11 protein-coding genes and 1 pseudogene are annotated in these 11,856 nt (G+C 65.9%); 7 read left to right on the top strand and 5 right to left on the bottom strand.

Features of this window, described 5'->3' with window-relative positions; genetic code table 11:
• The first annotated feature begins 37 nt into the window (after positions 1–37).
• A complete protein-coding gene (locus tag ACRDUX_RS36480) occupies positions 38–1,267 on the top strand; it encodes an amidohydrolase family protein (RefSeq protein ID WP_526421672.1) in 1,230 nt (409 codons plus the stop codon).
• 103 nt (positions 1,268–1,370) lie between these two features.
• Here the strand turns inward: ACRDUX_RS36480 and ACRDUX_RS36475 are convergent, their stop codons facing one another.
• Together ACRDUX_RS36475 and ACRDUX_RS36470 are read right to left on the bottom strand one after the other, a co-directional pair.
• Complete coding sequence (locus ACRDUX_RS36475; protein WP_526421670.1) at positions 1,371–2,474, bottom strand: N-acetylmuramoyl-L-alanine amidase; 1,104 nt, start codon at positions 2,472–2,474, stop codon at positions 1,371–1,373.
• A gap of 235 nt (positions 2,475–2,709) precedes the next feature.
• On the bottom strand, positions 2,710–3,063 hold the full coding sequence (locus ACRDUX_RS36470) for a nuclear transport factor 2 family protein (protein ID WP_526421668.1): 354 nt from the start codon (positions 3,061–3,063) through the stop codon (positions 2,710–2,712).
• Positions 3,064–3,244: 181 nt separating this feature from the next.
• On the opposite strand from ACRDUX_RS36470, the gene ACRDUX_RS36465 reads away from it, so the two are divergent.
• The gene (locus ACRDUX_RS36465) at positions 3,245–3,838 is read left to right on the top strand and encodes a hypothetical protein (protein ID WP_526421666.1); all 594 of its coding nucleotides are present in this window, start codon (positions 3,245–3,247) and stop codon (positions 3,836–3,838) included.
• A 9-nt stretch (positions 3,839–3,847) separates the two neighbouring features.
• Here ACRDUX_RS36465 and ACRDUX_RS36460 read toward each other — a convergent pair whose 3' ends face one another.
• Positions 3,848–5,071 carry an ROK family protein gene (locus ACRDUX_RS36460; protein ID WP_526421664.1) on the bottom strand — a complete coding sequence of 408 codons (1,224 nt, stop codon included), beginning with the start codon at positions 5,069–5,071 and terminating at the stop codon, positions 3,848–3,850.
• Between the two features lie 130 nt (positions 5,072–5,201).
• Here ACRDUX_RS36460 and ACRDUX_RS36455 point away from each other — a divergent pair, with 130 nt between their 5' ends.
• Complete coding sequence (locus tag ACRDUX_RS36455) at positions 5,202–6,299, top strand: MFS transporter (RefSeq protein WP_526421676.1); 1,098 nt, start codon at positions 5,202–5,204, stop codon at positions 6,297–6,299.
• A gap of 10 nt (positions 6,300–6,309) precedes the next feature.
• On the opposite strand, the gene ACRDUX_RS36450 is transcribed toward ACRDUX_RS36455, so the two are convergent.
• Both ACRDUX_RS36450 and ACRDUX_RS36445 read right to left on the bottom strand, forming a co-directional pair.
• Positions 6,310–6,774 (bottom strand): cupin domain-containing protein, encoded by a 465-nt coding sequence (locus ACRDUX_RS36450; protein ID WP_526421674.1) that lies wholly within the window; start codon positions 6,772–6,774, stop codon positions 6,310–6,312.
• Between the two features lie 271 nt (positions 6,775–7,045).
• Positions 7,046–7,630, bottom strand: a complete 585-nt coding sequence (locus tag ACRDUX_RS36445) for a TetR/AcrR family transcriptional regulator (RefSeq protein ID WP_526421662.1) — start codon at positions 7,628–7,630, stop codon at positions 7,046–7,048.
• Positions 7,631–8,008: 378 nt separating this feature from the next.
• Here ACRDUX_RS36445 and ACRDUX_RS36440 point away from each other — a divergent pair, with 378 nt between their 5' ends.
• The 4 genes and pseudogenes from ACRDUX_RS36440 (at position 8,009) to bla (ending at position 11,849) form a co-directional block, all read left to right on the top strand.
• Positions 8,009–9,142, top strand: coding sequence for a CynX/NimT family MFS transporter (locus ACRDUX_RS36440; protein WP_526421660.1), 1,134 nt, complete (start codon positions 8,009–8,011; stop codon positions 9,140–9,142).
• Between the two features lie 81 nt (positions 9,143–9,223).
• Positions 9,224–10,516, top strand: coding sequence for an amidohydrolase family protein (locus ACRDUX_RS36435; protein WP_526421658.1), 1,293 nt, complete (start codon positions 9,224–9,226; stop codon positions 10,514–10,516).
• Between the two features lie 15 nt (positions 10,517–10,531).
• Positions 10,532–10,785 (top strand): annotated as a pseudogene (locus ACRDUX_RS36430) (IS607 family element RNA-guided endonuclease TnpB); the annotation flags it as partial.
• Between the two features lie 95 nt (positions 10,786–10,880).
• A complete protein-coding gene (bla, locus tag ACRDUX_RS36425; RefSeq protein ID WP_526421656.1) occupies positions 10,881–11,849 on the top strand; it encodes a class A beta-lactamase in 969 nt (322 codons plus the stop codon).
• The last annotated feature ends 7 nt before the right edge of the window (positions 11,850–11,856 follow it).

Below are 11,856 nucleotides of genomic sequence, written 5' to 3'. Positions count from 1 at the left end.
CGCTCTAGAAGTCTGCCGAGCGGAAGAAGGGAACCCCATGAATCAATTCAGGGACGCGCCGATCTTCGACGCGGATCAACACATGTACGAGACGGCCGACGCCCTCACCAAGCATCTGCCCGAGAAGTACGCACGTGCGGTCCAGTACGCGCAGATCGGCCGTCAGACCCGGATCGTGATCAACAACAAGGTCACCGACTTCATCCCGAACCCGACATTCGAACGCGTCGCCGCGCCCGGCGCCCACGAAAAGTTCTTCGCCGGTGCGAACACCGAAGGACTGACGCTGCGCGAGATGCAGGGTAAGGCGATCGCGGCACCCGCGGCCACCCGCAACCCGGAGGACCGCATCGCCGAGCTCGACCGCCAAGGCGTCGTCGAGGCACTGAACTATCCGACGCTCGGGAGCCTGGTCGAGCACTCCGCGGCCGACGACCCGCAACTACAGGTGGCCATCATCCACGCGCTCAACGTATGGCTGGCCGAACACTGGTCGTATGTCTACGAGAACCGCATCTTCTCCACGCCGATCATCAATTTGTGCGAGGTCGACACGGCCCAGCGCGAGCTGTCCTACATCCTCGAGCGGGGCGCCCGAGTAGCACTGATCAAACCGGGGCCGGTCAACGGCCTGCATGGATGGCGCTCCCCCGCGTTGGAGGAGTTCGATCCGTTCTGGCGCGACGTCGAAGCCGCGGGACTACCGATCGTCCTGCACGCCAGCTACCCGCCTCTGGACGACTATGTCGCCAAGTGGGAGCCACCGCACACGGCGAACTTCATGACCCAGAGCGCGTTTCGCTGGATGGCGTTGGGCCATCGCGAAATCGCCGACATGATCACCGCACTGATCTGTCACGGCACGCTGACGAGATTCCCGAAGCTGAGGATCGCCAGCGTCGAGAATGGTAGCGGCTGGATCTTCCCGCTGTTCAACGACTTCGAAGATCTGTACAAGAAGATGCCGCAGAACTTCCCCGAGCATCCGCACGACGTCTTCCGGCGCAACATCTGGGTCAGCCCCTTCTGGGAGGGCTGCGTATCCGACGTGGTCGACACCGTCGGCTGGGACAAGGTGCTCTTCGGTTCGGACTACCCGCATCCCGAGGGGCTGGCCGAGCCGAACGGTTTCTGGAAGTACGCCGAGGGCATGGACGTGCGACGAACCCATGACTTCATGGGCGACAATGCCCGCCGGTTCATGGGCCTGCCCATCGCCAATCCCGATCCGGCTGCGGTCAATCCGCCCGAGTTCGCGAGCGCCTGAGCCCCGTACCCGTCAAGTCTCCCGACCCTCCTGGCGGCCAAGTTCATCGGCCCTGAGTTCCGCTTCCCGGCGAGCTCGCGGCGATGGGCGCGTCGAGTACAGATCAGACGCGGTTGCGTGCCGGTGAAAACCGCTCCAGCTGGACCGGCGGACCACCGGGGCCCTGCGGCGGCAGTTGCGAGGCCACCCCATCGATCACCCGCGTCACCGTCCCGCTCTGGCGGTCGATGTTCAGGGTGCCGTGCTGAAAGTTCTGCACGATCCACTGCGGCTCTTGGATCTCCGCACTGGTGGGCAGACCCAGTTCACTTCGCTCGAATCCCAGTGCTGCCCATGCATCGTAGATCGGACCGGCGAGGGGTGCGGCCCCGCAGCTGGGCGACCAGTAGATGGCCCCCTTGTCGAAGGTGACGTAACGCGCCGAACCCGTGCCCGCAGATTCCGGTGACGTCGGTGCACCGAGCGGACTCTTCATGGCTCCCATCGCCTGCCAACGCTGGTAGATCGCACCACCCCTGAGTGACTCGACCAGATCCTGCGTGCTGGCCCTCTTGTTGAAGCCAGCGGCGATGTCGCGGATGCGTTCGACCGCGGCATAGCCGGCGCCGCCCGGGCACTCGGTGTCCCCGACGTCGCGGTGGGCGAAGATGTTTGGCAGTCTGGGGGCGATACCGCACGGGAAGCGCGTGTAGGGCCCGCCGGCAGAGGCCAGCACGACGGTGCCCTTCGGATCGACGTTGTCCATGGCGAGTCGCCAGCCGAGCAGGTGACCGACCGAGAGCAACTGTGCTGGGCTCGGCGTCATGTCGACGAAGTTCCCGATCATCGCCACCGCCCAGGTGTTCTCGTTGAACCCGCCCGTATGCGAGCCCTCCACGGGCCGGCTGATGCCGCCGAACCGTCCTTCGAAGATCTGTCCGTACTTGTCGACCAAGGCGTTGTAGGCGATGTCGCCCCACCCCAGCGTCTTGGTGTGATAGCCGTAGATCCCCCGGACGATGCCCGCCGAGTCCGCCGGCGAGTAGTCGTTGCTCGTCGCCGTGTGATGGACGATCCCTGCCCGGATCCCCTTGTCGTACAACGGTGTGCCGCGTCGCATCGACTCATCGGCGCCCCACTGAGCGCGGGTGACGATGTCAGGCGTCTGACTGGGTACGGTGACGGCCGCCGACAGAATCGGGTCGGCCGCCGCAGGCGGTACGCGCATGAATACACCACCCAGACCGACGACGACCGGCGCGGCCACGAGACATCTCAGCACGTCGCGCCGTGTCGTGGATCCGGTTGGTCCACAGCCGCATCGATGGTGCACTGCGCCAAGCTAACCCGTGAGCGCGCAATGTACGCCGCGACCCGCCAGACCCGATCCGTCGACATGTCTGCTGATTTCCTGCGAGCCTAAAGCGGTGGTCCCGGAACGGCTTTGCTCGCCGTCGCGACGATCAGCCGGGGAAGCGGTCGAGGAATCCGAGTACGCGCTCAATCCGTCCGTCGGCATCGGTCACGACGACGTCGAAGCCGACGATGACCGGCTCGACGCCGGCGGGGCCGAGACCCCACTGGAAGCGAGCCTGACGGTGGTGGGCGTCGACGTCACCGACCTGAGTGAAGACGAAGTCTGGAAACTGTTGCCGTACGGCACCGATTGCAACGTTCAGGTCATCGCGCCCGACAACCTCGACCATCGGATCCACATAAGTCGCGGACTCACTCCAATGCCGGTCGATCAGTGTGCGGCGCGCCTCGACGTCGGTCTCGTTCCAGCAGGCCAGGTAGTTGGTGATCATTTCGGTCATGACTAAATCTCCTTCACAACGGTTGGTTGGACCGTGATGACGAGTGTCGCTGCGATCGAATGCTTGCGTCGATTCCCTGTCGGGTAATGGCGCGGACGGCATCGCATTCGCGGAGGACTGAACCATCTTCACAGCCACGTCGTGTAGAAGGAGGCAAACCCACGTAGCAGAAGGGCCCTTCATGTCCGTAACCATCCAGTCCTCAGACGCCACGTCCGAGATCACCACGCATACCACCGTCTTCGGCACGCACTGGCTGCACGGCGCCGCAGTCGTGCGCATCCTGTTCGGCGTGCTTTGGGCCTTCGATGCCAGCTTCAAGTGGCTGCCCGGATTCATCGGGGGCCAGACGCTTCCCGACGAACTCGGTAACGCAGCCAAGGTCGACACCCCGATCGTCCATCAGTGGCTGGAGCTCTGGAGCACGGTCGGACTGGCCAACCCCGCCGCGTTCGCGACGATGATCGCGATACTCGAGACGCTGGCGGCGGTGGGATTGATCTTCGGTGCATTCTCGAACGTCGCATTCATCGGTACGGCGATACTGTCGTTCGGCATCTGGTCGGGAGCCGAAGGCTTCCACCTCCCGTTCCACGGCGGCATGACAGATCTTGGTCCCTCGGCGGGCTACATCTTCGCCTCGCTGGCCTTGTTCTTCGCCGCGGCAGGCTCGACGTGGAGCGTCGACACCTGGCTACGACCGCGGTTGGGTCGTCTGAGCTGGCTGGCAGCGCCGGCCGTCGGGACATCTCGTCGGCTTGCCACGACCAGCTGACCGCGCAATTCAGCCGCTGACGTGCCGAGCCCAATCCTCCAGCGCCGCCTCGGTGGTGATGTGATCGATGCCCCGCGCGGCGGCCCCGTTCAGTGGTCCCTCGTCACCGTGCAGGCCGTCCCGGATCGGTGGGGCGGAGTGTTTGCGAAACGCCATCAGACCGTCGCGGTATGCGGTCTCGAAGGCGTCCGGCGATGCGGCCCGCAATGGCGATGCCAGGCCACCCAGGGTGACGACGTCCGGGTCGTGCAGGTTGACCAGTCCACCGATGCCCGAGCCTAGTGCGGTCGCGACGGCGTCGAAGGCCTTGCGCGTCGAGGCGTCGGTCGCGGCGTCCGTGCGATACCGCCTCAACAGTTCGTGGGCGTAGGCGACGGGGTCGGCGGGCGGGCGGTCACGGCGGTGGCGTGCCAGCGCGCGGCCGTCGACTGCCAGATCCCAGCAGCCCCGCGCTCCGCACGGGCACACCAACGTCCGGTCTCCGAACGGAACGTGCCCATACTCGCCCGCGGCTCCACGGGCGCCGGTGACGGGTTCCCCGTTGACCACCAACGTGCCGCCGAGGCCAACTGCAACCAGGAGGTGCAACGCGGTGTCGGCTCCCCGTGCGGCGCCGGTCCTGGCTTCGGCTAGGCCTGCCAGGGTGGCGTCGTTGCCGAGGAGCAAGTCGACGCCTGCCCGATCCGGCAGGTCGGCGAGCAGCAGCGAGAGATCACCCTCGCCCCAACTCGTGCTGGTGAACTGCACCAGTCGTTCATCACTGAAGGTGCCTGCGACCGACACCGAGACGGCCCGCACACGGCCCGGGTTCGCGTCGAATGTCGTGCCGATGGCAGCGGCCATGCTCCGCAGTGCCCGGTTCGGATCGCTTCCGACATGCGACTTCCGCGTCAGCAGCTGCGGCAGGCCCTCGATGTCGGCCAGCGCGAGTCTCCAGTCCGCACTGCGTATCTCGGCGGCTATCACGAGCGGCCCGCGGGAATGAGCGTGCAGCACGGTCGTTGGGCGCCCGCGGCCCTGCGCCGGCGCGGGTGTTTCGTCGAGCAACCGCGCGTTTCGCAGTCGCGCCACGAGGTCCGTCGCGCCGCCACTACTGATGCCGAGCTGCTGCGCGGCCATCGCGCGGGTGATACCCGGTTCGGCACGCATCAGCGAGATCAATTGCGCCGCGCCGAACCATCGCACCTGGGACGAACTCGTCCGTGTGCCGCGGGCCGACTTCTGCTCACTCATTTCCAGCATGATCTCATTTGAATATACTCAGCACGCGAGTATATTCACACCGGTGATCGTCGACACCACCCGCGGCCCCGGCCTTCGCCACAGCATCGGCGGGTTGTTGGCACTTGCGGTGGCGTCCTGTATGGCCGTCACCACGGAGATGTTGCCGGTCGGGTTGCTCCCCGCAATCGGGGCCACCTTCGACGTGGGGACCTCGGCGACCGGCCTGCTCGTCAGCCTCTACGCCGTCATCGTCGCGACACTGGCGGTTCCCCTCACGATCGCCACGACCCGCCTCCCACGCAAACCGCTCTTGCTGACCACGCTGCTGTTGTACGTGGTGAGCAACGCACTGGTCGCCGTCGCGCCCAGTTTCGCCATGGTCGCAGCGGGACGCGCCATCGGTGGGCTCACCCATGCGTTGTTCTTCTCACTGTGCATCGGATACGTGCCACGACTCGTCGGGCGTGCGCACGTGGGCCGCGCCCTTGCGATCGCCACCGGCGGGGCGTCCGCCGGATTCGTTCTCGGCGTTCCCCTTTCGACGTCGCTGGGCACCGCGCTCGGCTGGCGGTCGTCATTCGGCGTTCTCGCCGCCCTGGCGGCCGTCACACTGCTGCTCGTCGCCAAACTCCTGCCCGCCGTACCCCGGGAGAATCCACCCAAGACGGCCGAGAATCATTCGGGTCGAGGACAACTCATGAGTGTCGTCGGTTCGAATGCCTTGACCTACCTCGGCCAGTTCACCCTCTACACCTTCATCAGCGTGGCATTGCTTCACGCCGGGGCTTCGCCGACCCTCGTCGGTCCGGTTCTGCTGCTGTGTGGCGCGTGCGGCCTGGTGGGACTGTGGTACGCGGGCAGCACACTCGACCGGCATCCGCGGCGCACCACTCTCGTCGTCTTTGCCCTGGCGATCGCCGGAGTGCTCGGCATCGGCGCCGCGTATCCGTCGCTGACGTTGATCGTGGTCGCGGCCGTCCTCTGGAATGGCGCGTTCGGCGGGGTGCCGTCGATCTACCAGGCGTGCGCCGTCCGTGCCGATGCCACCTCGCCAGAGTTGGCGGGAGCCTGGGTCAATGCCACGGCGAACTTGGGCATCGGCGGCGGCGCGGCGATCGGCGCAGGCCTTCTGCCGGTCATCGGCGTGGCTGGGCTGCCGTGGGTGAGCGCGTTGCTCATCGCCCTGGGCCTGGCCGTCGCCATGGCATCGCGGCGCGCATTCCCCGCCAGCCCCTGACGCCCACGGATCAGAGTGTGTAGAGCGCAGGCAGATTGACCACGATCGCCTCCTGGGTGCTGCGAGCGATCACCAGCTCGGCAGGCGTGGTGGGATCCGGATTCTCTTCCCGGTGCGGTAGGTGCGGTGGAACGAAGACGTAGTCGCCCGGCCCGGTGGCGATGCGGACTTCCTGGACACCGTCGAAGAAGACGAACTCGGGGTGGCCACTGCGGACGAAGATCGCCGTCTCCGACTCCCCGTGGTGGTGGTTGGCCGAGACCGTGTTGGGAGCGGCGATCGTCTCGCCCATCCACAGTTTCTCGGTGCCGACGGACTGACCGCTCAGGGCGGCGAACCGTTGCATCCCCTCGGATTGAGCTGTGCCGGCATCGAGTTCGCCCGCCTTGACGTGACGGACCCGATTGCGCGTCGGTGTCGCCGCGGCATCCGCCTGTTGGATGAAATCCGGGTGAAATCCGTCGGACGTCGTCAGGTGATCGACTCTATCCCCCGGAACCCGCGGTCGGGTCAAGCCCCCGAAGGTGATCAACGGCCATTCGCGCGGCCGTGCCGATCGCCGTGTCGGTTCGCGGCTGCACCGGTGCGGCCCGTGCGGACCGAGTGAATACCGCGACGGCGTAGGCGGTTTCACCGGGGTCTTGCCGGACACCAGCACGTCGGAGAAGGCGAAGCCGACGAAACTGCTTCGAGACCTCGGTCTTGACGGAGGAAGATCGACCAGCTGCCGTACAGCCAGACGAACTCTAGTCCGCCGCGGTCAAAAGCTCGGCAGCCACCGCTCGGGCCTGCCGCCCCGCGGCGGGGTTGCCGTCGATGGCGGCGATCGTGGTGGCGCCCTCGATCAGAATCAGGAGACGGTCGGCGAGCTGGTCGGGCTTCTCGATGCCCGCGTTGCTCAAGCATTGATTCAGGAAATCGCGGTAGGCCTGCAGGTGTCGGCGAGCTAAACCCGTGACCAGCGGGTCTGACACACGCTGTTCGGCCGCTGCGCTGACCATTGCACAGCCACGGAAGTCTTCCTCGGCGTACCAGTCCAGGAGGAGGTCGAACGCCGCAAGGATGCGCTGGCGACCATCGGCGAGGTGCGCGGTGCCCTCGGCGAGCCAGCGGTGGACCTGCTCGCTGCGATACGCCAGGGTCGCCTCCACCAGGCCCTCCTTCGACCCGAAATTCTTGTAGATCGACGCCTTGGACGCACCAGCGCGCTGAGCGATATCCGCAATGCCCACCGCGTTGATTCCCTGCTGATAGAAGATCTGCTCGGAAGTCTGCAGGATGCGCCTGCGGGTGGCTTGGGGGTCGATCGCCCCTCCTGGCTGAACCGGCACCGCGTTTCTCCTCGCCTTCAGTGGTCGTTTCTCTTCCATTGTGGCCGTCGCAGGGCCAAGCCCTTTGACTCTGATAGTAACGATCGGTACCGTCTCTAGTCGAGGATCGCTCGGGAACGGTCGCAAGATCACTGGGCAGACGTCAGCACGGGGCTCTGCATTGTCATTTCCGAAATGCCCAGCGCCGCATCACCGTCACCCCAGAGGAGCTGCCAACCAGCGACTCGGACATCGACTCCCTTCGGCCACCGCCGCCGCGACGCACAGCCCACGACCGGCAAAGGAACGGAACACGCTATGCACCAACCCCAGTTACACGAACACCCAGCAACCGTCACTCTAGGCGTTGCATCGGCGCGAAAGACTGCGCTTTTGGGAGTGATACTCCTGCTCATCGGGCTCAACATGCGTCCCGCAATCGTCGCCGTCTCGCCGCTACTGGAGACCATCCGCGCCGCCACGGGAATGTCCCATGTCGCGGCCGGCATCCTGACCACCCTGCCGCTGGTGTGTTTCGGCATCTTCGCTCCCACCGCACCGTTGTTCTCCAAACGGTTCGGCATGGAGCACACCCTGATGGGCGTGCTCGTCCTGCTAGCCATCGGGACCGCACTGCGACTACTGCCGCAGCTGTCGTTCCTCTTCGCTGGCACACTGCTGATCGGCACCGCCGTTGCGGTGGCGAACGTCGTTGTCACCGCCATGATCAAACGAGACTTCGGTCACCGTGTCGGGTTACTGTCTGGTCTGCACACCACCATGTTGGTCGGCGGGGCGGCGCTAGCTGCCGGACTCACCGAGCCCATCCGCGACAGCCTCAACTTGACCTGGCGCCAGGGCATTTCGGTGTGGGGCGTTCTCGCCGTGCTCGCCATCGCCGCCTGGGCACCGTTCTCCGTACGCCGCGACCTCGATGCCAGCGCGAAAGGACCGACGCGCTCGAAGTCGGTGTGGGCGTCGCCACTGGGCTGGGCAGTCGCATTGTTCTACGCCTTTCAGTCGCTCATCTATTACACCACCACCTCCTGGATTCCGAGTTTCTACATCGCGCACGGATACTCGACCAGCGCAGCGGGCTGGCTTCTGGCGGTGTTGTTCGTATCCGCGGTTGCGACCTCGGTCACCACACCCCTCATCGCCGAAAAGTCGTCCCGGCAAGGCTATTTGGTCGTCGGCGGCGGCCTGGCCTGCGCAGTGAGCGTTGCCGCGCTCATCGCGGCGCCGACAGCGGCGCCGCTGTTGTCGGTGGCATGCCTCGGCCTCGGTCTGGGTGCGGTGCTCAGCCTGGGCATCACCTTCATGTCCATGCGCGCCGCCCATCATGGCTCGGCAGGTCAGCTCTCGGCGATGTCCCAGTGCGTCGGGTACCTGGTCGCCGCCGCCGGGCCGGCCTTGTTCGGGGCAGCCAAGGACGCCACCGGGAGCTGGACGCTCGGCCTGGTCGCCGTCCTCATCGCGATCATCCCGATGACCGTGAGCGGTTACCTGTGCGGACGCGGTGGCCATGTGTAGACCGCGACCCCGATGCTGAATTCAGAACCCGGCGTACCCCTGACAGATGCAGCGCGACAACATTTTCAAGGAAGGCTCGCAATGAACATCACCACGGCCACCGTGGACCATCTCGTCGGCCTCGACGGCACTGACCACGGGCCCGCCGTCATCGAGATCGGTCCGTCCGGTGACGTCCTCGCCGTCCGGCTCCAACACGACGCCCGTCCCGCGACGGCGCCGGAAGTCACGGCGCTACCGCTATTGGCCGACTCCCATGCCCATCTCGCCATCTCCGATGGCGTAACGGACGACATCAGCTTCCATGCGTTGGATCGGGTGGACGCTCAACTACGGCACCTCGCCGTGCGCGGCATCGGGCACGTCCATTCCCTCGGAACCGATCAGCCGTGGCTGCAGGACCGACTGCGGCGCAGGCTCGACAGCGGTGATGCGGGGGAAAAGGCCTTCGGCTACAGCGCCGGTGTCGGCTTCGGTGCCGTCGACGGATGGCCGCCCGAGCTCACCTCGCCCGAACCACGGTTTCGCCCCGAAGAACCCGACGTGGCGCGTCATCAAGTCCGCCAACTGGCCGGACTCGGATGCCGAACCCTCAAGATCTGGGTCGATGACTTCGGCGGCAGCGTCCCGAAGGTCCCACTCGACATCGTCCAAGCAATCGTCGACGAAGCCCGTCAATGCGGGATGGCGTCCTTCGCGCACGTGTTCTTCCACGACGACGCCGAAGCGTTGGTGGCGTGCGGTATCGATGTCTTGGCGCATTCCGTCCGCGACAAGATCATCGACGATGCCCTCATCGGCGCGATGTTAGATCACGGCACCACGCTCGTGCCCACGTTGTCGCGCGAAGAGTCCGAGCTCGAGTTCTCCAACACCGACAACGCCTACATGGACAACGGATTCTTCCTCTCCTCAGAAAGCGACCTCGTTCCGCGGCTGCGCGGCAAGAAGTACTCCGATGATCCGCACACACCCAAACGGCGACTGGAAATCGCATTGGAGAACGTTGCACGCGTTCACGCGGCTGGCGTGCCGATCAGCCTCGGCACCGACAGCGGATTCAAGATGAAACTTCTTGGCTTCGCGCAACATCGCGAGCTGCAGCTACTGAATAAGGCCGGTCTGAGTCCAGCGGAATGCCTGAAAGCGGCCCTGCAGACCAACCAGCGCCTCTTCGCCATCGGCATGACCGCCATCGCCCCTGATCAACGGGCGTCGTTCTTCGTCGTCGAAGGCAATCCGCTCACGGACATCTCGGCCACGGTTAACATCCGGGAAGTGTGGGTGTGCGGCCAACGACTTTCAGGACCAGACGTCGATCTCACAGACCGTTCGTCCGTACCGGTCTCGGCCGGAGAGTTTTCAGAGTCTTGAAGACTGTTCGACACCCGACAGAAGAGGCGGGGGCTGTCCGATGCCGCCTTGGGCACACCGCGGCGGCACCTGTCCTACAAGACGGGCTGGCACGGATCGCATTTGGTGGTTGCGGACCGGTGGTTTCCGTCGTCAGCCCAGTTGGGGCCGCCGTCAAGCGTGGAGCCGACCCTGAGACCGGGCGTGGCCCGGCAGGTGGCCGTCAAGCGCGGAAGGGACGCAGCCGCAAAGCTGCCGAACAACCCCGAGACGGGGTGCGAGTCGCGTGACCAACAGCTGTCTAGCAGCCACCACATGACAACGCCATCGAGAGTCGGCAAGGTCATCTTGGACTCACGCGGTAGAGGTGTGCTTGCCTCACCGCATGCCTCCCCAGAACCCCGAAACCGAATACCGCGCCCGCACGGCCCGTCAGTTGTCCCGGCGCAGCATCCTCGGTGCAGCCATCACCGGTGTCGCGGGAATCGCCGCCGGATGCTCCACCGCGGGGCCACCCCTTGCCGCCCAGGCGAATCCGCCGAGCGTCGACCCCGCACTCCAGGCCGCAGGTGACGACCTTGCCCGAGCCGAACAACGGTTCGTCGGCCGACTCGGTGTCTGCGTCGTGGACACTGGCTCGGGTGTCCAGGTGTCCCACCGGCCGGACGAGCGGTTCCTGCTGTGTTCGACCGGCAAGGTGCTCACGGTGGCGGCGATCCAGCGCATGGCCGCCGCACAGCCGGATCTTCTCGATCGGACCATCCACTTTCGAGCGTCCGACGTCCTGGAGTGGGCGCCGGCCACCTCTCAGCATCTCCGCGACGGGATGACCGTGGCCCAGTTGTGCGACGCCGCCATCACGGTCAGTGACAACACGGCGGCGAACTTGCTCGTCGGACTGCTAGGTGGGCCCGCGGCCGTGACGGCGTTCGCCCGGTCACTCGGCGATCAGGTAACCCGCGTCGACCGCCTCGAGCCCGATCTCAACGTGACCAGCCCCGGCGATCCGAGGGATACCTCGACACCCGCTCAGATGGCGACCAACCTACGTAGCCTGCTGCTCGGTTCCGCCCTGCCGTCGGCAGGACGCGACCGGCTCACCGACTGGATGCGACGCAACACCACTGGCGCGCAGGCGATCCGCGCCGGCGTCCCCTCCGACTGGACGGTGGCCGACAAGACCGGCACCGGCGCTCAGGGCGAACGCAACGACGTAGCGGTGGTGTGGCCACCGGGCCGCGCACCGTTGATCATCGCGATCTACACCGCGCCCGACGACCAGGCCAACCCGTCGGGCCAGGCCATCATCGCCGAGGCCGCCCGCATCGCCACGTCAGCGCTCATTCACCGATAGGGACGAA

Source organism: Mycobacterium sp. (assembly GCF_050701675.1).
Lineage (GTDB): Bacteria > Actinomycetota > Actinomycetes > Mycobacteriales > Mycobacteriaceae > Mycobacterium.
Note: the sequence above shows the minus strand (reverse complement) of the source record. Positions and strands in the feature narration are given on the sequence as shown.